The organism is Chitinophaga sp. 22620, from assembly GCF_052044405.1.
Lineage (GTDB): Bacteria > Bacteroidota > Bacteroidia > Chitinophagales > Chitinophagaceae > Chitinophaga.
In genome coordinates this window covers 470756-492950 of record NZ_JBQEMV010000001.1, presented here as the reverse complement: position 1 = coordinate 492950, position 22195 = coordinate 470756, and the positions used below count along the sequence as shown (strand labels likewise).

Annotated in this window: 17 protein-coding genes and 1 tRNA gene; 3 read left to right on the top strand and 15 right to left on the bottom strand. The window is 52.9% G+C overall.

From position 1 onward, the window contains the following. The first annotated feature begins 111 nt into the window (after window positions 1-111). A complete protein-coding gene (locus ACTJIK_RS02075) occupies window positions 112-1356 on the top strand; it encodes a DnaJ domain-containing protein (RefSeq protein WP_440644609.1) in 1245 nt (414 codons plus the stop codon). Here the strand turns inward: ACTJIK_RS02075 and ACTJIK_RS02070 are convergent. The 4 genes from ACTJIK_RS02070 to ACTJIK_RS02055 form a co-directional block, all read right to left on the bottom strand. Next, a tRNA-Thr gene (locus tag ACTJIK_RS02070) sits at window positions 1356-1429 on the bottom strand. The two genes, ACTJIK_RS02075 and ACTJIK_RS02070, sit on opposite strands and share 1 nt — an antisense overlap. Window positions 1430-1486: 57 nt before the next feature. Next, window positions 1487-2518, bottom strand: coding sequence for a GTPase ObgE (obgE, locus tag ACTJIK_RS02065; protein ID WP_440644608.1), 1032 nt, complete (start codon window positions 2516-2518; stop codon window positions 1487-1489). A gap of 215 nt (window positions 2519-2733) precedes the next feature. After that, the gene (locus ACTJIK_RS02060; protein ID WP_440644607.1) at window positions 2734-3342 is read right to left on the bottom strand and encodes an adenylate kinase; all 609 of its coding nucleotides are present in this window, start codon (window positions 3340-3342) and stop codon (window positions 2734-2736) included. A 31-nt stretch (window positions 3343-3373) separates the two neighbouring features. Then, window positions 3374-3700: a hypothetical protein gene (locus tag ACTJIK_RS02055; RefSeq protein ID WP_440644606.1), complete on the bottom strand. Its 327-nt coding sequence runs from the start codon at window positions 3698-3700 to the stop codon at window positions 3374-3376. Between ACTJIK_RS02055 and ACTJIK_RS02050 the strand changes: the two genes are divergently transcribed. Continuing rightward, window positions 3689-6694 carry a glycoside hydrolase family 3 N-terminal domain-containing protein gene (locus ACTJIK_RS02050; RefSeq protein ID WP_440644605.1) on the top strand — a complete coding sequence of 1002 codons (3006 nt, stop codon included), beginning with the start codon at window positions 3689-3691 and terminating at the stop codon, window positions 6692-6694. The genes ACTJIK_RS02055 and ACTJIK_RS02050 overlap by 12 nt on opposite strands. Window positions 6695-6762: 68 nt before the next feature. Here ACTJIK_RS02050 and ACTJIK_RS02045 read toward each other — a convergent pair whose 3' ends face one another. The 3 genes from ACTJIK_RS02045 to ACTJIK_RS02035 form a co-directional block, all read right to left on the bottom strand. Beyond that, on the bottom strand, window positions 6763-7227 hold the full coding sequence (locus ACTJIK_RS02045) for a hypothetical protein (protein ID WP_440644603.1): 465 nt from the start codon (window positions 7225-7227) through the stop codon (window positions 6763-6765). A gap of 369 nt (window positions 7228-7596) precedes the next feature. Then, window positions 7597-9360, bottom strand: a complete 1764-nt coding sequence (locus tag ACTJIK_RS02040; protein ID WP_440644601.1) for a RagB/SusD family nutrient uptake outer membrane protein — start codon at window positions 9358-9360, stop codon at window positions 7597-7599. A gap of 10 nt (window positions 9361-9370) precedes the next feature. Then, window positions 9371-12457, bottom strand: a complete 3087-nt coding sequence (locus tag ACTJIK_RS02035) for a SusC/RagA family TonB-linked outer membrane protein (protein WP_440644600.1) — start codon at window positions 12455-12457, stop codon at window positions 9371-9373. Window positions 12458-12652: 195 nt separating this feature from the next. On the opposite strand from ACTJIK_RS02035, the gene ACTJIK_RS02030 reads away from it, so the two are divergent. Next, a complete protein-coding gene (locus tag ACTJIK_RS02030) occupies window positions 12653-13300 on the top strand; it encodes a hypothetical protein (protein WP_440644599.1) in 648 nt (215 codons plus the stop codon). Here ACTJIK_RS02030 and ACTJIK_RS02025 read toward each other — a convergent pair. From ACTJIK_RS02025 to rlmD, 8 genes are all read right to left on the bottom strand, one after another. Continuing rightward, the gene (locus ACTJIK_RS02025; RefSeq protein ID WP_440644598.1) at window positions 13293-13916 is read right to left on the bottom strand and encodes a DNA-3-methyladenine glycosylase family protein; all 624 of its coding nucleotides are present in this window, start codon (window positions 13914-13916) and stop codon (window positions 13293-13295) included. The two genes, ACTJIK_RS02030 and ACTJIK_RS02025, sit on opposite strands and share 8 nt — an antisense overlap. 2 nt (window positions 13917-13918) lie before the next feature. Beyond that, window positions 13919-14884 (bottom strand): M28 family peptidase, encoded by a 966-nt coding sequence (locus ACTJIK_RS02020; protein WP_440644597.1) that lies wholly within the window; start codon window positions 14882-14884, stop codon window positions 13919-13921. Between the two features lie 2 nt (window positions 14885-14886). Next, window positions 14887-16383 (bottom strand): cysteine--tRNA ligase, encoded by a 1497-nt coding sequence (gene cysS, locus ACTJIK_RS02015; RefSeq protein WP_440644596.1) that lies wholly within the window; start codon window positions 16381-16383, stop codon window positions 14887-14889. Window positions 16384-16475: 92 nt separating this feature from the next. Then, window positions 16476-17591: an endonuclease/exonuclease/phosphatase family protein gene (locus ACTJIK_RS02010; protein WP_440644595.1), complete on the bottom strand. Its 1116-nt coding sequence runs from the start codon at window positions 17589-17591 to the stop codon at window positions 16476-16478. Between the two features lie 120 nt (window positions 17592-17711). After that, window positions 17712-18800, bottom strand: coding sequence for an endonuclease/exonuclease/phosphatase family protein (locus tag ACTJIK_RS02005; RefSeq protein ID WP_440644594.1), 1089 nt, complete (start codon window positions 18798-18800; stop codon window positions 17712-17714). Window positions 18801-18875: 75 nt separating this feature from the next. Next, window positions 18876-19850, bottom strand: a complete 975-nt coding sequence (locus ACTJIK_RS02000) for a rhomboid family intramembrane serine protease (RefSeq protein WP_440644593.1) — start codon at window positions 19848-19850, stop codon at window positions 18876-18878. Window positions 19851-19887: 37 nt separating this feature from the next. After that, window positions 19888-20742: a rhomboid family intramembrane serine protease gene (locus tag ACTJIK_RS01995; RefSeq protein ID WP_440644592.1), complete on the bottom strand. Its 855-nt coding sequence runs from the start codon at window positions 20740-20742 to the stop codon at window positions 19888-19890. Window positions 20743-20782: 40 nt separating this feature from the next. After that, window positions 20783-22192 (bottom strand): 23S rRNA (uracil(1939)-C(5))-methyltransferase RlmD, encoded by a 1410-nt coding sequence (gene rlmD, locus ACTJIK_RS01990; RefSeq protein WP_440644591.1) that lies wholly within the window; start codon window positions 22190-22192, stop codon window positions 20783-20785. Window positions 22193-22195: the final 3 nt, after the last annotated feature.

Here is a 22195-nt window from a genome sequence, read left to right as displayed (position 1 = left end):
CATTAAACGTTTGTTTGGGTTAGTTTAGTAGAAGGTCCGTTGTCTAACGGACCTCTCCTTTTTCGGTGACATTTACAATGGATGTATTAACTTTAGCGTTCATGTTTTAGCATGCCAACACATTACCAGACATTAGGTATCCCTGAAACCGCATCCCTACCGGAAATCAAATCCGCCTTCCGCAAGCTGTCGCTCCGCTACCACCCGGACCGGAACAATGGCGACAAGCAGAGCGAGGAAATATTCCGCGGTATCCTGGACGCCTACAAAGTATTGTCTGATCCCGATCAAAAACACTGGTACGACCGGCAGCTATATTATAGCCGCCAGCCAAGGCAGGATTATTACCAGCAAAGTAATACGCAAAGCAACGCCGGCCATTCCTACCAGCCTCCATATGACCAATATGCTTACCAGCAAACGCAGGAAAGGCGGACATACACGCCGCCACCTGAACCGGTAAAACCATGGTTTGCCAGGATTTCCCGTTGGTCGCTCGGCATTCTGTTCGTCTTTTTTATTAAAATGGTACTGTTCTCGCTCGATGACCGGAGAACTTACGTGCCCGAATTCGATTTCAAGAGATTCGATACTGCAAAAAATATAATGTCAACACCGTCTCTTGTGCAGAAGCTAACGTATGTGAAAATGCAGGATGGATCACGTATTTCGCTGGAAGACCTGTTAGGGCATGATGAGAATGCAACAAATATCCAGTCTATGGAAGACATTGATAACGACGGCGCGAAAGAAATGCATATTTCCATCACTCACCGCAACCAGGAGCAGTATACCGACCGGGACATTATCCTGAAACGAAGACATAATCTCCAGGATGCTATTGTAAAGGAAACGGGGAAGCCGCATAGCAGCCCTGCATATGAAGAATTTTTTGACCACACCGGCGGCATGTATATCGTCGGGAACAACATCCGGCTATATTTCGATGCCGCTGTTGAAACCTACAAATCCTGCGGCAGCTGCAATGTATCCGGGATGCCTTACAAGAATAATAAACCGGGTATTTACCTCATAGCCGACAAAGGCAAACTGCAGTTTTCCAGGGACTATGATTACAGGAATAAAATATTGGAAGAAAGCCTTGTATACCTCAGCGGCCTTGACGTTCCTGAGCTTGAGAGCGGCCAGGATGGCGGTATACGGAAGGAATACCTGCGTCAGGTGATCACCTGTTACTTCAATAACCTGAGCTTCGAAAAAACAGAAAAGCTGTTCCGGAAATATTACAACGGTAAAGATGAAGATGCTGTCTGGAAAGACGCCCAATCCATTATCCGGAATTACGCCCAAAAAATAACCTCCAATGCCGCATTTAGCAACAAGGAGGTTTTTTGAGCCACCCATCGGGATCGAACCGACGACCTGTTATTTACGAAACAACCGCTCTGACCAACTGAGCTAGGGTGGCAACCATACAAAAATAAGCGAGGGAAGAATACAATGTATTACCCGCGAAGAAAAATCATTATTCCGTTTCCTCTTCTGTTTCTTCTTCCGGGTTCGCATTCACTTCAGCAATCAGCGCATCCCAGAGTATGTCTTTCAGCTCCTGCAAGCCCGACTGGGTAACGGACGAGATAAAAACATGCGGCACATCTTCCGGGAGTTCGGCCGAGATAGCGGTTTTCAGCTCATCGTCCAGCATGTCGCTTTTGCTGATGGCGATGAGGAACTGTTTATCCAGCATTTCAGGATTATATTGTTCCAGCTCGTTCACGAGGATGTTGAATTCTTTCAGGTGATCGGGACTATCCGCCGGGATCACGAACAGCAGCACCGCGTTCCGTTCTATATGCCGGAGGAAGCGGTGGCCCAGGCCTTTCCCTTCATGCGCCCCTTCGATGATGCCGGGAAGATCCGCCATGCAGAAGGATTTATCGTCGCGGTAGGGCACCATGCCCAGCTGTGGCGTGAGGGTGGTGAAGGCGTAATTCGCGATCTTGGGCCTGGCGGCGGTGATGGAAGACAGCAGGGTGGATTTGCCCGCGTTCGGGAATCCTACCAGCCCAACATCAGCCAGCACTTTGAGTTCCAGCAGTTTCCAGCCTTCCTGGCCGGGTTCGCCGGGCTGGGCGTATTCAGGAGCCTGGTTCGTGGCGCTTTTGAAATAGGCGTTGCCGCGGCCGCCCTGGCCACCGGGCATAAAGATGATCTCTTCCCCGTCGCGCAGCACTTCAGCTTCCACTTCCCCGGTTTCCTCATCACGAACAATGGTGCCGAGGGGCACTTCAATTACAATATCCTTCCCGTTGGCGCCTGTACAATTGTCGCCGCTGCCGTTCTCGCCGTTCTCGGCTAGTACGTTCTTGTACCAGCGAAGGTGCAAAAGGGTCCACAGCTGGGCGTTGCCGCGCAGGATGAGGTGGCCGCCCCTTCCGCCGTCGCCCCCGTCGGGGCCCGCCATGGCTTTGAACTTGGTGCGCATAAAATGCCTGCTGCCGGCGCCGCCATGGCCGGATTTACAAAATACCCGTATGTAGTCTACAAAATTCTCCATAATTCAATTCTCCTCCCGGCTCCCGGAGCCGGTTTTTCTGCCGGTGACTGATAATTCCCGCCACCAGTAAGGCTTTTGGCAGGGGCAGGAAAAGCGTAAGGGTGAAAAATGACCCCTTTCCCGGCTTCAGCCCCGTAAAAAGCAAAACGCAAAGATCGTAAAGTTTGGCCTTACATGATCTTTGCGTTGCAATATGTATGCTTCAGGGCGCCCGGTTAAACGCGAACCCCCATCAGTTCTTCGATTTCTTTGCTCAGCAGCTCGAAAATATTTTCGATGGTGCCTTCGCCTTTCACTTTCTTCAGTTTTCCGAATTTAGCGTAGTGATCGGCCACGGGAGCGGTTTTGTTGTGGTATTCCACGATGCGTTTCTTCACCACGTCTTCGCTGGCATCGTCTGAACGGCCGGAGGTAAGCCCACGGTCCAACAGGCGGCGTACCAGCTCGTCTTCCGGAACTTCCAGGCTCAGTACCACGGAAATGCCGGTCTTTTTCAGGGACAGCAGCTTATCCAGCGCTTCCGCCTGCACCGTGGTACGGGGGAAACCATCGAAAATAAAGCCACGGGCCTCGGGATTCGCGTCCAGCTTGGTGCTGATCATGCCGATCACCACTTCGTCAGGCACAAGCAAACCCTGGTCTATGAATTTCTGCGCTTCCGTACCCAAAGGCGTTTTTCCTGCGATCTCAGAACGCAGCAGATCGCCGGTGGACAGGTGAAGCAGACCGTATTTCTCGATAATGTTGGCACTCTGGGTTCCTTTACCGCTTCCGGGAGGGCCAAATAAAATAAGATTGACCATGTTCTTCGATAATGTATTCATCGTAAGTGACATACTTACGCCTTAAAAAGTGTTACAGTTGCCCCTGGTTGTCCCCATCTTCTACAGATATGCTCTCAAAAGGTTTAAGGATGACCGTTACGTAAGGTGCAAATATAACAAACAATTGAATGAGTTGGTAATTAATATTCAGATTGATGAATTCTTTTACAGAATAAGCAAAAATTAATAAAAATCTTTCAATAAAAACCGAAAAAAGGTAGAGGAATTGAAAAACGTATTCAGCCACATGACAACCGGCTATAAATATATGTTGAATTAACGCAATGCGTTCGCCGCCAGTCAATTCCCCGCCGGAATGAGCTTGAAAATTTTGTATGTTTAGAGCATGATGAAGCATTTTTTAGTAGCAGTACTCTCCGGGCTGTTGCTTGCAGCTAATGCACAACCGGGAACCACATCACATGAAAAAGATAAGCCCGCGAAAGAGAAAAAACCTCAAAGCCAGGCAGACCGCTGGGTAGACAGTGTTTTTAACTCCCTGACCCACGAAGAAAAGATCGCGCAGCTTATCATGATCCGCATGCATTCCAATCTGGGGCAGGATCATATCAACAGCGTGCTGAACGATATCCGGAATAACAAGGTGGGCGGTTTGGTCACTTTCCAGGGCGGGCCGGTAAGGCAGGCCGTGCTGGTGAACCGTTACCAGGCAGCCAGCAAAGTGCCGCTGCTGGTGGCTACAGACGGGGAGTGGGGCCTCGGCATGCGGTTCGTGGACAGCGTGATGGCTTTCCCCCGAAACCTGATGCTCGGCGCTGTGCAGGACAGTGCGCTCATCTACGAGGTAGGCAAGGCCATCGGCGAACAATGTAAACGCATGGGCATTCAATACAATTTCGCGCCCGTGCTGGACGTGAATAACAATCCCAACAACCCGGTGATCAACGACCGGTCTTTCGGGGAAGATAAATACCAGGTGGCCCGCCTGGGTGTTGCCATGATAAAAGGCATGCAGGAGGCGGGGGTGATGGCTTGCGCCAAACATTTTCCCGGCCATGGCGATACCGATGTGGACAGCCACTACGATCTGCCGTCCATCAATAAAACCATTCCTGAACTGGATTCGCTGGAGCTGTATCCCTTCCAACGGGCCATAGAAGCGGGTGTAGGCTCTATCATGATCGCGCATCTTTACATCCCGGCTATCGACAGCAAAGCCAATACGCCCACTTCCATTTCCTATAAAGCCGTTACCAGCCTGTTGCAGAAAAAGATGGGCTTCGACGGCCTGATCGTAACCGATGCCCTGGAAATGAAAGGCATTTCAAAATATTATAATCATGGGCAGGAATCATTACAAAGCCTGCTGGCGGGCAACGACCTGATGGAGCTGCCCTCTACCGCCAAAGGCAGCGTCAGCGCGATCGCCACGGCCATCAAAAGAGGAACTATCAGTCGCGCAGAAGTGTACCGCAGGGTGAAAAAAGTGCTGCGCGCCAAGTATGACCTGGGGCTGGCGAATGTGCAGCCCATCGACCCGGTAAATATTACGGAAGACCTGAACGCCGCCGTGCTGCCTTTGCGGAGAAGGATCTCCGAAGAAGCCATTACGCTGCTTCGCAACGACAATCACCTTCTCCCGCTGCCGGTTACGATCGGCAACAAAAAGCTCGCTGTGGTGGCCGTTGGGGTTGATGGAGGGAATAACACTTTCATTGACGCGGTGCGCCAGCACAGGGCCGACGTAGATGCTTACGTGTTCAGCCCCCGGCAGTCTGAAGCCCAGGTGTCTGCCATGGTGAAGCGCCTCAAAAGCCAATACGACGCGGTGATCATTGCCGTGCAGAACTACAGCCGCCGGCCCGCGAACGATTACGGCATCAACCGCGCGGAAAAAGCTATCGTGAACCAGCTGCAGGAAGAAATGCCCGCGGCTACCATCACATTCGGCAACCCTTACGCTATCCGTTATTTCTGCGACGCCCCCACCATCATTGCCGCGTATGAGGACGATAGCCTGACCCATAAAGCTGCTGCCGCCGTGTTATTCGGCAAGCTGGAACCAAAGGGGAAGCTGCCCGTAACCGTGTGCAACAATTTCAAGTTCGGCATTGGCATCACTTCGCTGAAACCCGAGGTGCGCCCCAGCCAGCTGGAAGCGGCCGTTCCCGAGTCCGTAGGCCTGAATAGCTTCACCCTGAACAGGATCGATTCACTGGCCTATGATATGATCTATAAAGGCGCGGCGCCCGGTTGCCAGGTGCTGGCCATGAAAGACGGGAAAATGGTTTATCATAAAAACTTCGGGTTCTATGACTACAGCCGGAAAGAAGCCGTGACAGACAGTTCCGTGTACGACCTCGCTTCAGTGACAAAAATATGCGCTACCACTTTATCCGTGATGCGCCTGTACGACGAAGGTAAAATATCGCTGGACTCCACGCTGGGCACTTACCTGCCATGGGTGCGCGGTTCCGGTAAGGAGAATCTCCTGATCCGCGATGTGCTGCTGCACCAGGCCGGCCTGGTTTCTTATATTCCTTTTTACAGGGAGTTCCTTTATGAAAACGGCTGGCCCGATACCACGCTTTTCGCCACCCGCATGGATTCTTTGCACAGCCTCCGCGTTGCGGAAAACCTCTATATGGATCCTCGGTACAACGACACGATGTTCCGCCGGATACTGGACAGCAGGTTGATACCCGCAGGCAGCCGGTATATTTACAGCGACAACGATTTTATTTTCCTCGGCAAGATCGTGGAAGCAGTCACCGGTAAACGCCTGGACCATTACGTGCGTGAAACTTTTTATGAACCGCTGGGCCTTATCACCACGGGGTTTGAGCCGCGCAGCCGCCTGCCGCTCAGTCAGCTGGTGCCTACCGAATTCGAAAATAATTTCAGGGTGCAATGGATCAGGGGCGACGTGCATGACCCCGGGGCAGCGATGTTCGGCGGGGTGGCCGGGCACGCGGGATTGTTCTCCAATGCCACCGATCTCGGCGTGCTGGTGCAGATGCTGCTGAACGGGGGAACTTATAACGGGAAATCGTACATCCATCCTGAAACGATCCAAATGTTCTCCGCCTATCATTCGGAGATCAGCCGCCGCGGCCTTGGGTTCGACAAGCCGGAGAAAGACAATGCAACGCGCCAGGATCCATACCCCGCACGCAGCGCTTCCCTGCTTACCTACGGCCATACCGGGTTTACGGGCACCTGCGTGTGGATAGACCCGCAATACAAGCTGGCGTTTATTTTCCTCAGCAACCGCGTTTGCCCGAACGGCGGCGCCAATCTCAAATTATCCACGCTCAATGTGCGGGCCAATATGATGGAAACTTTATACGACGCCATGACGCCGAAGTTATCCGGAACAAACCTGCAATAGAACAGCCTGAAACGAAAGAGGGTGCACCGTTGCGATGCACCCTCTTTTTTTATGCCTGTGCGCGCCTGCTACTCAACAGATACCACGCGGTTCACCAGGAACTGTGTTTTAATATCGACGGATTTTTCCAGTTTGTTCTTACCGTTGCGGATCTCGAACGTGTAAGCGCCGTCTTCCAGTTTTTCCATGTTAAAACGGCCCACGAACCTGGGGTTGCCATCCAGCACTTCTTTATGAAGCGTGTTGCTGTTGCCGTCTTTAATGTACAGAACCAGTTTGTCCTGGCTGGGATTGTCTACCTGAACAAGAAAACGTAAAGCTGCAGTTCCTTCCTGCAATACGTCTATCTTGCAGCCTCTTTTGATCATCGTGTTGGCTTCTTCAGGGGCTGTTGCGGCATGGGTTATTTTTTCTGCGGGGTTGTTTGCAAGCGCAAATACTTCATTTTGCGCTGATGCCTGTAAGCTAATGCCCAGAATGAGTGCTAATGCTGTAAGTACTCGTTTCGGTGCTTTTACAATACTGTGTTTCATGTTAATTAAATTATTTTAATAGTTAACTCTAACGGGTCAGTTTAATAAGCAGGTGTCTGTCTTTTTAATTTCCGATGCAAAGTTCTGACCGTATGATTAAGCTAACATTAAGGGCGCATTAAGTAAATGTGAGCAGATCATTGCCTTAATGTTACGGATGAGTGCCGGGCTAATTGGAATTGAGGTCTTTAAGCTGATTCTTTCTTTTTGGTGTTAATCAATTGTTAATCGTGGAAGGCGAATGTAGGATTATTTAGAAATACAAAATGCTAACGGGCCGCATTTTTTTTGTTAACGGGATCGTGTACGATATACAATAACAAGGCCCGGCCTCAATTTGAAGCCAGGCCCTGTACGATATGGGTTTTCCTAATAATTCGGGTTCTGGGTCATCTTGTCGTTCCGGCGGATCTCAGCGGCCATTATCGGTAACAGATAGTGCTTCGCCGTAAACTTCCGGTCCTGCACGCCACTTGTTAATACTTTGTAAGTATATAACAGGGTGTCCGGGTTCAGCTTACCGTAAATCTCAATGGCTTTGGCCGGTCCGCTGAAAACCGTTTCAGCGATCAGCCAGCGGCGCGCATCAAAATAACGGTGTTCCTCGAAGGCCAGCTCATACCGTCGTTCGTAGCGGTATTGCGCTACCAGCGCGGCTCCGGTAACGGATGTGGGAATAGCCGGCATGCCTGAACGGGTGCGTATTTCGTTGATGGCGTCCCGCGCGGCGGTTTCCTGTCCCAGCGCCAGGCTTGCCTCGGCATAGTTCAGCTTGATCTCCGCATAACGGAAGAAAGGCCAGGACTGGTCGCCGCGGAAGAACTGCGCATCAAGGTTCTGGTCCATGAACTTGCGGAGGTAATAACCGGTGTAGGATCCGTTCCAGTTCTCGATCGGGCCGCTGCGGGAATCCAGCCCGCTGATCACGTCTATGCCGCCGGAAGCATTTCTCTTTTCATATTTCCCGGTCTGAATCACCCCCACGGGATCGAGGCCAATGGCGTCGCTGGGGCGCTTTTTCCATTTTGTACCGTTGTAAAGGATGGTGGCGTAGAAGCGCGGATCGCGGTTGTCGTATGGCTTTGCGGCCATCGCCGGGTTGCTCCAGTTAAAAGGCGTGCCGTCGCTCATCTGGTAACCTTCCACGAAATTTTCCAGCGGTACGTTGCCGCCCCAGTTGTGATAACCGTTCGGTCCGTTGTAAAGATCATGTGAGGTGCCGAGCAGCTGCTTGTTGAAGTACTTGCAGAAAATGATCTCGGCGTTATCCTTGTCCATGAACACACGGGTGTAATTGTCCACGCCGGAGGAAGTGGGTTTGTAAACGGCGAACTTGTTGGTGAGGATCAGTGCCGACGCTGCGTCCTGTGCGGCTTTCCAGCGTGCCTGCCGGTCTCCGCCAACGTATCCGGTCTCGGGCCGGGTGTTGCCTGCTTTGTTGAAGAGGTCGCTGGCGGCGTAGAGCAGTATGCGGGATTTTAACGCCATGGCAGCATATTTGGTGGCGCGGCCTTTATTGTCGCGATCGTGCGCTTCGGGCAGCAGCGCCGCGGCTTTGTCGCATTCTGAAACAATGTAGCTCACGCATTCCTCGAAACTGTTACGCGGAATGAACATGGCTTCGCCGTCTGTAAGCTGGAAGATCTGCGTCACCAAAGGCACGCCGCCCCAGTATTTCACGAGCATATGAAAGAAATATGCGCGCAGGAAATGCACTTCGCCCTTGAGGCGGTCGCGCTGCGCGTCATCGGTGAAGGGCACATCGTCCACCTGGGCAAAAAAGATGTTGCAGTTGCGGATGGCCCGGTAATGTTTTTCCCATTCGCCGAAAAGGTTCAGCGCGCCAAGGTCTTCAGGGCTCATGGCTTCGGTGACGGATGTAGTGGTGCCATAGTTGTGGATGAAGCGGCTTTCGTCTGTCATGGAGCTGAGCATCACTTCCATGAAACCGTGGCGCATCTTGGCGTACAGGTCGTTCACATAGGCCTGCACCATGTTCGGGTCTTTCCACACGTCGTCTTCGGTGTATTCGTTGAGCGGCCTTTTTTCAAGGAAATCTTTATTACAGGCCGGTGTGAACAGTATCGCACAAATAAATAAACTATAACTGAGGAGAGTGATTGTTCTTTTCATAACGCATGTTTTAGAAGGTTACATTCAGGCCAACATTGAAGATCCTTGTTTGCGGGTAAAACTGGCCGCTGCCGGTGGGCGATTCAGGATCAAAGATCTTCACCTTGTCGAAAGTGATGAGGTTCTGGCCGCTGATGTAAAGGCGCAGATCGTCCAGCCCGAGGCGTTTTTGTGTGGCTTCGGGGAGGGTGTAGCCAAGCTCCAGGGTTTTCAGGCGCAGATAGTCTGTATTCCACAGCCAGAAAGTGTTCTGGCGGCTTACCCAGTATTCCTTGTCGCGGTCGTAGGGTCGCGGCATGGAACCATCCGGGTTTTCAGGGGTCCAGCGGTCTTCGGCGATCTTCATCGGGAAGTTGCCGATCAGGCCAGACTCGGTGCGGATGTACTGGCTGGCTCCTGTTGCACCCTGCCAGAGCATAGTGAGGTCAAAGTTGGCGTAGTCCGCACCCAGGGTGAGCCCGTAGTTCCAGACGGGATACTCGGAGCGGTTCACGCGCACACGGTCCAGGTCGTCGATCTTGCCGTCTTCGTTCACGTCCCTGAAGATCACGTCGCCGGGAATGGCGCCGCCGATATGCGGGTACTCATCCACGGCGCGCTGGTCGCGGAAAATACCCATGGCTTCGTAATAAAGATTGGCGCCGATCTGCCGGCCGGTGGACTGCTGCCATTCAGGCTGGTTGGGCACTTCGTCCCAGAACAGGATCTTGTTGCGGGCAGTGGAAATATTGGCCACCACTTCGTAGGTAAACTTGCGTACGGTGCGTTTGTGGGTCAGGTGAAGGTCGATACCCTGGTTCTGCACTTTCCCGATATTTTCATCCGGCAGCGTGAGCCCGGTGTAGATGGGAATGGAAGCGGAACGCTGGGAAAGGATGCTGTGGCGGCGTGTAAAGAAATACTCCGCTTCGATGCCGATCAGCCCGTTGAAGAGTTTGGCCTCGATGGCGAGGTCCATGTTGTTGGACACTTCCCAGGTGATATTCGGGTTGGGGATGCGGAGGGAGTTGATACCGGTGTTCAGCTTGTCTCCGATTATAGTGCCGCCTTCGGAGATGCCGTAGGTGTTCATGTACTGGAACGGGTTGATCTGGTCGTTGCCCATCTGGCCCCAGGAACCGCGGATCTTGAAATAATCCACCGTGCTGCCAATGGCCGATTTCCAGAAGCTCTCACGGGAAACTACCCAGCCTGCGGATACGCCAGGGAAGAAGCCGAACCGTTTGTCGCGCGGGAAGTTCTGCGAGCCGTCGTAACGCCAGTTGAAGTCGAAAAGATACTTTTCATCGTAGTTGTAAGACAGGCGGCCGAAATAGTTAAGGCGTGCATAGTCGAACCCGCGGCCGGTATTGTCTTTTTCTTCGTTGCTGCCGGCAAACAGCTGGTCTACCGCGCTGGAAATATAATAGCGGCGACGTGCCCAGAAGTTGTCGTTCTTCATTTCATTCCGCTCGATCGCGAGGATGGCGGAGGTATTGTGTTTGCCGAAACTCTTTATGTAGTTGATCTTACCATTGATGGTGATGCTGCTGTTCTGCGCATAGTTCTCTTCCAGCTCCGGCGCGCTCACGCCTCTTTTGCTGGCCTCCAGCACCGGCTGGTTGTTGGCGTCGTAGCCCTGGAAAGTATACAGCGTCCAGGGTTTGATGAAACGTTTGTTGAAGTTGAAGTTCTGGTCCACGGCAAAGTTGGCGTCCACGAAAAGCCCTTCCACTTTCGGGATATAAAGCACCACGCCAAGGTTGCTGTTGAGGGCATAAAGACGGTCGCGCTGGTAGCCTATTTCGTTGGTGCTGGTCACTACGGGGTTGTCGCCGTACTCGATGTCGGGGCCAGGCAGGCCGTTAGGCCAGCGGGCTGCTTCCGTGGGCCGGCCACGCAGCAGGGCGCGGAAGATGGAGCCTGCGCTGCGGGGCGGGAAGTTGCGGTCTTCCAGCCTGCCGGCAAGGTCCAGCTTAATGGTCAGGTATTTGTTCACATTGGCGTCCAGGTTCACACGGGCATTGTGCTGGCGGTATTTGGTGGCGCTGTGCTTGAAGATACCGTCCTGGAAAAGCGTTCCGATAGACACATAATAAATGAACTTGTCCGAGCCGCCGCGCAGGCTGAGGTCGTGGCGGTTCTGGCCGCTGAGGGGCTTCACCACTTCATCCACCCAATCGGTGTTCGGGTAAGCCCAGGGGTCGGAGCCGTCCGCGAATTTCTGGATCTTTTCTTCGGTAAAGCTGGGCTGGTCGCCGGCGTTGATGTTGATCTCGTTCACGATACGCGCGTAGGTGGGCGCATCGGCCATTTTGGGCATGCGGGTAGGCTGGGTGAGGCCCTGGTTGAAGCTGTAGCTCAGCAGCGGCTTGCCGGTTTTCCCGCGTTTGGTGGTGATGAGGATAACGCCGTTGGCAGCGCGGGAGCCGAAGATCGCCGCGGAAGCATCTTTCAGCACGGAGATATTCTCGATGTCGTTCGGGTTCAGGCGCTGATAGCCGTCCCTGGGAATACCATCGATCACCACGAGCGGATCGGAGTTGCCATAAGTGCTGCGGCCGCGGATAAGGATGCGGGACCCGTCGTAGCCTGGCTCGCCGCTGCTATTGATGGCCATAAGGCCCGAAACGCGCCCTACGAGGGCATTGGATACATTCACGGTGGGTGCCTGCTTGATCTCGGAGCCTTTCACCGTACTAACGGACCCGGTTTTGGTCACCTTTTTAGTGGTGCCGTAACCGGTAACGACGTACTCGTCCAACTGTTTTTCGGTTTCTTTCAGAAGGATATTTACCGCCGTCAGCCCGTTCAGCGGAAATTCCTGGGTTTCGTATCCGATGTATTGCAGCACCAGCACGGCCTGCGGGTCCACATCGGTGAGTGTGAAAACGCCCTTTTCATCTGAGGCGGTACCTTTGGAGGTGTTGCCTTTTACCACTACGGTCACGCCGGGTAGGGAAACGTTCTTGCCGTCCCTGATCCTGCCTTTTACCGTGATGTTTTTCGATGATGATTGCTGGGTGACGTTTTGTGCCTGGGAGACGGGCATGCCTCCGGCAAACAAGGCAAAGGCGGCCATGATAATGGCTCCGCCATAACGTGGAATGGTTTTCATAACGGTTACTTGTGTTGGGTTATAAAATGCTCACTGTTGTTTAAAAAAAGTTCACTGTTACTAATGAGAATGACTAGATAAGGTTATCGGGCCAAGTTATCTTGTTTTTCTTTAAATATTTTCTAAAATAAGCGTACGAAGTACCCTCTTCTTTAAAAAAATAACCGGTAACTTAGATTACAGAACCCGTCAGTTATGAAAAGGATACCCCTGGCCGGCCTTGTCATTACCCTCCTGATATTCGCCGCATGTAAAAAAGAAGTGAGTGTGGAAGAACCTGTCACAGCCAATGCATGCGATTATGCGCCGTATACCAAAGGTTCTGTTTTTGAATACGAGATGGTGGACGTAGCCACGCAGGACACGCTGGATTACACGCTGCGCGTGGAAGGGGATACAATCTATAACGGCGACGATTTCCGCAAGCTGACGGACGATTTCACGGGGGAATATTCGCTGTTCCGCTGCGGTGGCGGGGATTATGAGCAGCTGCTGGATGTTTCCGCCATTCCCAACGCGCCCGCCGACCCGATCAAAACTGTTTACCTGAAAGACGATATCGCGCTGGGCCAGTCCTGGGAGGAGCTGCTGCCCGTTACCCTGCCTGTGATCGGCGATATTAATATCACCATTACCTACACCGTCATGCAGAAGGGCACCAGCAAAGACGTGCTGGGCACGCGCTACAACGATGTGATCGGCGTCCGCATGGAAGTGTCCGTTCCGCCTGTTTTACCACCGGAAACGCTGACCACGAATTTTTATGCAAAGGGAGTCGGGCTTATCCAGGTGGACAGGTTTGAAGATACCACCCGGCTGAAATCTTACACGCTGGTTAAATAACCGGTTGCTTTTTCGCATCTTTCCACATCCACAAATACCTGCAGGCGTGCGTTCTGTAAGGCGCCCAGCGCGCGGAAAGCGACAGGAGCTTTGCTTTGTAGGCCTTTTTATCGGCGGGGTCGAGCTTGTAGAGTTTATTCATGGCCTGCTGCAGCCCGAGATCGTCCATGGCGAATATATCTTCCCGGCCGAGGTAGAACATCAGCAGCATTTCCACCGTCCACCTGCCCACGCCTTTGATCTGCGTCAGGTAAGCCAGCACTTCGGCGTCTTCCATTTTGCGCAGTTTCGCATCGGTCAGTTTTTCTTCTATCACGAAGCGGGCAACGTTCTGCACGTAGCTCACCTTGGCGTTGGAAAGGCCGATGGAGCGGAGCGTTTCGGGCGGAGTGTCCAGGATCTGCTGTGCGCGCGGTTCTTTGCCGCCGTATAGCTGGAGGAAACGTTTGTAGATCACGTCGGCCACTTTCACGGAGAGCTGCTGGCTCATGATGGAACCGATCAGCTTCAGCGCGATGTTCTTTTTCACGGCCAGCTCGCTGAGCGGCGAGCTGATGATGGTCTTCAGCTTCTTGTCTTTACTGAGATGGGCGATATACACATCATGGTGCGTCATAATCAGTATTTGAAAGGTTCTCCGTAAAGCAGGCCCAGCAAAGGCTGGCCCACGGCGGCGAGGGTTTGCCGGTCTATCACTGAAATGTTGTCGTTCGTGGTGTGATGGTGCGTCATCAGCTCGCCGCTAGGCTGGGTGGCAATGATGTCGAATGTGGGCACTTTCAGGATATTGTTCACGTAGGTATGATCGTCTTCGATGTAGAAAGGGCCATTGCCCGGTGTTTCGTAGCGGAAATACGCTGAATACCCCAGCTGGTTGGCTACGTCCCAGAAAAGTTTCATCTGCGCGGAAGCGAATTGCTGGGAAGTGCCTTCCATGTAGAAGCGCGCATTGCGTGCGCCCACCATGTCCAGCAGGATGCCGTATGCCGCGGTGTAGCCCGCCACATGCGGTGTGCGGGCCCAGTATTGGGTGCCCAGGCAATAGTCGTCGCCGTAATCTTCCACGTCGGTAAAGAGGATGTCTATGCCATAACCGGGATTCCTGGCTTTAATGTGACGCGCTGTTTCCAGCAGCACGGCCGTACCGCTGGCGCCATCGTCGGCCCCGTCGAAGGCCTTCTTGGGGTCGAATGCATCTTTATCGGCAACGGGCCGCGTATCCCAGTGGGTCAGCAAAAGGATGCGCCTTTTTTCCGCAGGGTTGAAGGAAGCGATGATATTGATGCAGGGAAGATTTTTTCCTTTCGTATTCACATTTACGCGCTGAACGTATACGGTATCGGCCAGTGGGCGCAGGCTGGAAATGAGCCAGCCGCCACACTGCGCCTGCGCTTTGGTGCCGGGTACGCGCGGGCCGAATGAGAGCTGCTTTTCGATATGCGCATAAGCACTGTCCGCCGAAAATACGGGCGCGGCAACGGCTGCCGGTTTATTCCCGGTAGTATTGTCTGTAGCGGCAGGCGGCTTGTTGCCGGTTTTGCAGGCCGTAAAAACGAGAGCGGCCCAAAGGATGTACTTCCGCATTTTTATTCGATGGCGTATGTAACGGTACCGTCTTTCTCGTCTTTCAGCTGGATGCCGATGGAGAGCAGCTGGTTCCTGATCTTGTCTGAAGTGGCGTAATCTTTTTTGCCTTTGGCTTCTTTGCGGATATCTATCAGCAATTGCAGCACACCGTCCAGCTTGTCGCTGTCTTCGGGCTTTTCAGGCTGCAGGCCCAGGATATCGATGAGGTAAGTTTGCCAGGTGGTCTTCAGCAGGTCGAACGTTTCCTGGCTGATCTCATGCATTTTCACCTGCCCGCCGCGGAGTGAATTGATCACGGGGGCCAGTTCAAAAAGATTAGCCAGCACTTTCGCGGTGCTAAGGTCGTCGTTCATGGAGGCGGCGCAATCGCGGCACCATTCCTGCACCTGCTTGTCCAGCTCTTCGTTGACAGCTGCGCCGTTGCTGCTATAGCTGAGCTTTTGCAACACTTCGTAGGCGTACCAGAGGCGGGCAAGGCCTTTCTCCGCGGCCTGGAGGGCTTCGTTGGAGAAGTCCAGCGTGCTGCGGTAGTGGGTCTGCAGAATGAAGAAACGGATGGTCATTGGGCTGTAAGCCTTTTCCAGCAAGGGATGCGTGCCGGCAAACAGTTCCGTCAGGCGGATCACGTTGCCGTAGCTTTTGCCCATTTTTTTCCCGTTGATGGTGATCATGTTGTTATGGACCCAGTAACGGGCCATCATTTCGCCGTGGGCTACTTCGCTCTGGGCAATTTCGCATTCGTGGTGGGGGAACTGGAGGTCCATACCGCCGCCGTGAATGTCGAACTGCTTGCCGAGGTATTTGCTGCTCATGGCGGAGCATTCAATGTGCCATCCCGGGAAACCGTCGCCCCATGGGCTTGGCCAGCGCATCAGGTGCTCCGGCGGCGCTTTTTTCCAGAGGGCGAAATCGACCTTGTTTTTCTTTTCGTCCTGGTTATCCAGTTCGCGGGTGGTTTCCAGCTGATCTTCGATCACGCGGCCGCTGAGGATGCCGTAATGATGATTTTCAGAATATTTTTTCACGTCGAAATAAACGGAACCGTTGGCTTCGTAAGCGTAACCGTCTGCCATGATCTTTTTGATCATTTCGATCTGTTCCACGATGTGACCGGTGGCGGTGGGTTCTATGCTGGGCTTGAGGTTGTTGAACTGTTCCATGGCCCAGTGGTAGAGGTTGGTGTATTTCTGCACCAGTTCCATGGGCTCCAGTTTTTCGAGCAGGGCGCCTTTCGCGATCTTGTCTTCCGCGGCGCGGCCCTCTTCTTCAAAATGCCCCGCATCGGTGATATTGCGCACGTAGCGCACTTTATAACCGAGGTGCAGGAGGTAGCGGAACAGCACGTCGAATGTGATGAACGGCCTGGCATGCCCCATGTGCGATTCGCCGGATACAGTAGGGCCGCACACGTACATGCCCACATGCCCGGGATATAACGGAGTGAATACTTCTTTTTGTCGGCTTAGGGTATTGTGTAGTTTTAGCTGTTCTGACATATCAATTGGTTCGGTCGGCGAATTTCGGATTTTATCACCCTAATTTCGAATTTTTTAGCCAAAAGGAGCAGACAATTTACGAATGGCACTCGTCAGCGGCTCAGCCGCAGGTTGGTGATCACGGGATAATGATCGCTGAGGCCGGAGTGGATGGTGCGGAAACCTTTTACGGCAAAGGCTTTGTCCGCAAAAATGTAATCTATCCGCAGTGTGGGCGAAATGCCGGAGAAAGTACGCCCGATGCCGCTGCCTTTTTTCAGGAACGCGTCCTGCAGGTTGCCTTTTACGGTGAAATAGGTGTAGGATGCGGGTGTATCGTTGAAGTCGCCGCAAACGATCACGGGGTGCGGGCTGGTTCTGATGAAATCCGCTACGATATTGGCCTGGCGGCTGCGGCGGATGTATGCGTCGCGCATTTTGAAGATGATGCCTTTGGCGGCTACGAGCCCGGTATCTTCCTGTTTCCTGATCTTTTCGATGCTCTCATAATCCTGCGCGTTGAAGCGGTACGATTCCAGGTGCATGTTCACGATGCGGATCGTGTCTTTCCCCTTCCGCACATCCGCAAAAATGAGGCTTTCGCCCAGCGGGCCGGGAGACAATTTCACTTTGTCCGACTTCAGGATCGGGTAACGGGAAAAGATGATGCTGCCCCAATGCTGGCTGCCGCCGCGGTTAAAATCGCTGGAAAAGAAGCGGTGCGGCATGTTCATGAGGCTGCTGATGTCTTCCCGGTTATTAAAATCCCCGGGTTTTTCCGAGGTATAAAAATCCTGCAGGCAGAGCACATCCGGTTGCTGCTGTTCTATCAGCTTAAAAATGCCTTCACGCACGGGCTTGCTGTCTTTCTTCGTATAAAGGCCGAACAGGGCTACGTTGTAGCTCATCACGTTAAAGGTTCCTTCAGGCTTGTTGCTGGTTTCCCATTTAGACGGCCAGCGGATGGAAATGAACGCGGAAACGGACTTCCAGCCGAGCAGCAGGGCTATAAGCGGGATGAGCGCGTATTTCGGGTGAAAGACCAGCCAGAATATCATGAACAGCAGCAGCGCGATCAGGAGGAAAGGAAACCCGAGGGTGATGAAACTGATAGGCCAGAACCTCACCGGCGATATGAAAGGCACCAGGCAGGCAAGGAGAAAAAACAGAACAACAACAATGTTCACGGTAAGGAAGAACCCCTTTGTAAATAGTCGTAAAAATTTCAACAAACTAGATATTTGGCCGCTATAAATTTAACGCATTAAAAGACAACACGTTAATAAATTTGACGCTTCGTTGTGGAACAACCGTTTTCGTATTTGAATTCATTTTATTGTGACACCAAATCAGCGTTCCAGGGATAAACGCGCCATCACGGGAAAGTGTTGTAATCCTTTTTCGCGGTAGATGGAAAAATCTTCCACTGAAAATTCCCTGCCTGCCAGCACGTAGTCTATGCGAAGCGTGGGGGAAAGCGCTGAAAAAGTTCTTCCGAAACCGAAGCCCTTTTCCAGGAACGCGTCCTGCAGGGTGCTGCCGCGGATGGTGCGGTAAGTGTGGGAAAGGGGAATGTCGTTGAAATCGCCGGTTACCACCAGCGGATATTTGCTGCGGCTGATCTCGCTGGCCATGATCTGCGCCTGTTTCGCCCGGTTGGCAAAGCTGCGGCGCATTTTGCCCATCATGGATTTGATCTTTCCGCCATCGGGGCTGCCCACAGCCTGGTAATCGTGGCTGTTCAGCCGGTGCGACGAGAGGTGGCCGCTGAGTACCTGCACAGTATCTCCATGTGCCAGCAGCTTCACGCTCACAAGGTATTCATTGCCTTTGTACCCGCCGTTGAACGCGATCCTGGCGGTATCCAGGATGGGGAAACGGGAAAAGACAATGGTGCCGTAATGCCAGGTTTTCCAGTTGGTGTAATGTTTGGCGAAATAATGATACGGATAGTCGCCGGCGCTGAGAATATTCTCCAGGTGTGGCTGCTGGGCCGGGTGTTCGTTGGTATAAAATTCCTGTATGCAAAGCACATCCGGCCGGGCAGTTTTCAGGATCTGATAGATATGTTCCCTGACCTTCGGATTCTCCGAATAGTCTAAAAGCCCCATGGAGCTGGAGTTGAAGCTCATCACGGTAAACGATTCCGCAGTAGCGGCTTTGCCGTGGCCGGAAAGGCTGAAGCCCCAGGAAAGTGCCATGCCGCGGAAAGAAACGATCAAAGCAAATACAGAGATCAGCCAGTATTTTTTGCGGGCGATCAGCCAGCCAGGAATAAAAATAACGGAAAGCAGCCACAGGAGGGGAAAAGCAAGCCCGGCAAACCCGGCAGGCCAGAACGATGCGGGGTTCATCATCGGTAAAAAAGCGGAGCCGATCAGGCCGGCGGCGATGAGCACATTTCCATAAAGGAACAAACGGTGGAAAAAAGCAGGCATAGGTTTGACTTGAGGGCGTTAACGTTTATAACGCTAATATAACTATGCCGCCGCGATTTTTGATGTAAAAGAGGGTTAAATTTCAGAGTCCTGCTCCCTGCTGGCGCGGATCAGTATTTCCCTTTCCTCGGCGCTGAGGCTTTTGAAACCCTGCTCGTTGATCTTGTCGAGCAGCTCGTTCACCTTATGTTCGGGCACATGGCCCACTTTCACGTAGGGAACGGGGTTGCCTTTACGGTCGTGCTTTTCGGGCTCCGGTACGTCTTCGCTGTCCATATTGGTTTTGGGGTGGAACAGGTGGGTGAAGTTGAAGATCACTTTGCTGACGCCCGCGCCCCATTTGCCGCTCTTTTGAGAATCGAACATGAAGCCCATGAACGTACCGCTGGCAATGAACATAAAGCCGAGGAAAGCGCCGCCCAGCAGGTAGATCAGGGAGCTGGTCCTGCTGTTGCCGGTGAATACCGCGGTGAGGTGAAGGGCGATATAAATACAGGTGATGATCCAGATAGGAATGCCGCCTCTCAGTACGAGGGGAAATACGCGGTTGCCGGGAGCCAGGGCGGTGAGCCCGATGGCGATGGCCATAACGCCTGCGCCTGCGCCCATCATGCCGGGACCCGCGGCCGCGAGGGGCTTCAGGCCGGGAATGAGGTTCACGCCGGCTACATAAAAAGCAAATCCGCAAAGGCTGCCGAAAACATATAAAGGTATCACCAGCCTCACGCCTGAAAACTGCTGTAGCAGCGAGCCGAAGCAGTAAAGCCAGACCATGTTGGAGAACACATCCCAAAATGCAACGTGCGTGAACATTGCCGTGATCAGCGTCCACGGCTTGGTGAGGAGGGTCATGGGCTGCGCTGAAACGACCGCATTCCGGAGGATGTCCCTGTCAAAATCAGCGATGGTCAGGTTTTCCATCTGGTAGATGATCTTGATGAAGTACAGCAGGATATATACGGTGATATTCACGAGCAGTAGCTGGGTTACCATATTCCTCTCTTCCCCCAGTGACAGGCGGGGCATCCGTTCTTTTTCGGCTACTTCCATGGTTCTGGTGTTTGTATACAAATTTAAGATTTTGCGGTCAATAAAAATCCCGCCGGTTTCCCTTGTTCCATATCTTTAAAAGGATGTAAGCAAATAATACGCCACCGAGGTGCGCAAAGTGCGCCACATTGTCGCCGCCGGAGTTTTTGAACCCTAAGAACAGCTCCAGCAGGATGTATCCGCCGATAAAATATTTTGCTTTAATGGGGAAAGGAATGGGCAAAATGAAGAGAAAACTGTTGGGAAAAAGGTACCCGAATGCAAAGAGCACTCCGAACACTGCGCCGGATGCGCCTACTGTCGGAATGTTGCGGTACAGCTCTGCAAAATTGGACAGGTACAGCCTCGCATAAGTGATCATGTCCGCCGATTCGGGAGGCATGGCCGCCCAGGCGTCCCTGAAACTCTGGAAGGTAATGGTGCGGGGGCCTTCGGTGATGGTAAAGCCCGCCAGGCCATATTTATCGTAGATCTTCACAAAGGTGTCAAAGGAAGGATTGACGTTGAAATCCTGCAGGGCGGCGGAAAGCTGCATATTGTCATACGTGAGCACGCCCAGGTGACACAGCGCCGCACCAATGCCGCAGACCATATAAAATATCAGGAAACGTTTGGGACCCCAGCGGTTTTCCAGGGTGCTGCCGAACATCCATAACGCGAACATATTGGAGAAAAGGTGCGCAAATCCCCCGTGCATGAACAGGTGAGTGATGATCTGGTGCGGGCGGAAGAGCTCAGACCCCCAGTAATGCAGTCCGAACATCACATCCAGGTCTATCTGAAACAGGTTTTGAAGGGTAACCTGGGCGAGGTAGACCAATCCGTTGATAATAAGGAGATTCTTTATTACGAGAGGTAACATCTGGAATCTCCCGGGCCTGAATTCACTCATTTTCGTGTGTACTTAATCGTTATGGTTACTGTTTCACTGTTTAATACCTGCGTTGCAGCAGGGCTACGTTCTCAATATGATGTGTGTGCGGGAACATATCCACTGCCTGCACTTTTTCCACGGTATATTTTTCGCTCAGCAGGGCAAGGTCCCTCGCCTGGGTTGCCGGGTTACAGGACACATACACGATCCGCGGGGCCGCCACTTCCAGCAGCTTGGCCGTCAGCTTTTCGTGCATGCCTGCCCTGGGCGGGTCCGTTATGATCACATCGGGCGCCCCGTGCGTGGCGAAAAATGCGTCGTCGCAAATATCGATCACATCCCCTGCAAAAAACGTGGCGTTATTTACGCCATTGGCTGCCGCATTTTCCCGTGCATCGTCTATCGCCTCGCTGATGAGCTCTATGCCCACCACCTTGGCCGCCTGCCGGCTCACAAATATACCGATGCTGCCGGTTCCGCAATACAGGTCGTATACGGTTTCGCTGCCCGTAAGGCCGGCAAATTCCCGCGTAATGCGGTACAGCGCTTCGCCCTGGTAAGTATTCGTCTGGAAAAACGACTTGGGGCCTATCTTGAAGGTGAAATCTTCCAGTTTTTCCTCCACATAGCCTTTCCCGTAGAACACACGCGGCTCCAGGTCAAAGATACTGTCATTCTTCTTGGGGTTGATGGTGTAAAGCAGGGTAGTGATGGCCGGAACCTTCTCCAGCAGGTGATTCAGCAGCGCCTCGCGCTCTTCTTTATCCTCGTGGTGGATCACCAGGTTCACCATCACCTCGCCGGTGGTGCAGATGCGCAGCACCAGGTTGCGCAGCCAGCCTTGCTGCTGGCGGATGTCGTAAAAGGAAAGCTTCCGTTCTTCGGCCCGGCTGCGGACCGTATTTTTGATCAGGTTGGCCGGCTCTTCCTGCAAATGGCAGGTCTGGATATCCAGCACCTTGTCGAATAACCTGGGTATATGGAACCCCAAAGCGTTGCGGCGGGGCCAGTCTTCCCCGGCGGCGCGTATCTCTTCGTCCGTCAGGTAAGCTTTGTTGGAGAAGGTGAATTCCAGCTTGTTACGATAGCGGCGTGTTTCCTTTGCCCCGAGGATCGGGGGCATGAAAGGCAGTTCCAGGTGGCCGATGCGGCGAAGATGGTCTTCCACCTGCTGTTGTTTGTAAGCCAGCTGTTTTTCATACGGCAGCATCTGCCATTTGCAGCCGCCGCACAGCCCGAAATGCTGGCAGAAAGGCTCCGTCCGGTCAGGGGAAAGGGTGTGGATGCGGATGGCCTTGCCTTCGGCCCAGTCTTTTTTACTTTTACTGAGCTTTACGTCCACCACATCGCCGGGCACCACTCCGCCTTCAATAAAAACAACTTTACCGTCTACCCGCGCCAATGCCTTGCCTTCAGCGGCATAAGCGGTTACGGGCACATTTTCAAGTACAACATTTTTTTTCCTCACGGG

Coding starts and splice junctions, on each gene's coding strand:
- ACTJIK_RS02040 (WP_440644601.1), bottom strand. CDS start 9,360: ATGAAAAGAACAATCACTCTCCTCAGTTATAGTTTATTTATTTGTGCG.
- ACTJIK_RS02060 (WP_440644607.1), bottom strand. CDS start 3,342: ATGAATACATTATCGAAGAACATGGTCAATCTTATTTTATTTGGCCCT.
- ACTJIK_RS02000 (WP_440644593.1), bottom strand. CDS start 19,850: ATGGAAGTAGCCGAAAAAGAACGGATGCCCCGCCTGTCACTGGGGGAA.
- ACTJIK_RS01995 (WP_440644592.1), bottom strand. CDS start 20,742: ATGAGTGAATTCAGGCCCGGGAGATTCCAGATGTTACCTCTCGTAATA.
- ACTJIK_RS02055 (WP_440644606.1), bottom strand. CDS start 3,700: ATGCTTCATCATGCTCTAAACATACAAAATTTTCAAGCTCATTCCGGC.
- ACTJIK_RS02050 (WP_440644605.1), top strand. CDS start 3,689: ATGATGAAGCATTTTTTAGTAGCAGTACTCTCCGGGCTGTTGCTTGCA.
- ACTJIK_RS02025 (WP_440644598.1), bottom strand. CDS start 13,916: ATGACGCACCATGATGTGTATATCGCCCATCTCAGTAAAGACAAGAAG.
- ACTJIK_RS02035 (WP_440644600.1), bottom strand. CDS start 12,457: ATGAAAACCATTCCACGTTATGGCGGAGCCATTATCATGGCCGCCTTT.
- obgE (WP_440644608.1), bottom strand. CDS start 2,518: ATGGAGAATTTTGTAGACTACATACGGGTATTTTGTAAATCCGGCCAT.
- ACTJIK_RS02030 (WP_440644599.1), top strand. CDS start 12,653: ATGAAAAGGATACCCCTGGCCGGCCTTGTCATTACCCTCCTGATATTC.
- ACTJIK_RS02045 (WP_440644603.1), bottom strand. CDS start 7,227: ATGAAACACAGTATTGTAAAAGCACCGAAACGAGTACTTACAGCATTA.
- ACTJIK_RS02020 (WP_440644597.1), bottom strand. CDS start 14,884: ATGCGGAAGTACATCCTTTGGGCCGCTCTCGTTTTTACGGCCTGCAAA.
- ACTJIK_RS02075 (WP_440644609.1), top strand. CDS start 112: ATGCCAACACATTACCAGACATTAGGTATCCCTGAAACCGCATCCCTA.
- cysS (WP_440644596.1), bottom strand. CDS start 16,383: ATGTCAGAACAGCTAAAACTACACAATACCCTAAGCCGACAAAAAGAA.
- ACTJIK_RS02005 (WP_440644594.1), bottom strand. CDS start 18,800: ATGCCTGCTTTTTTCCACCGTTTGTTCCTTTATGGAAATGTGCTCATC.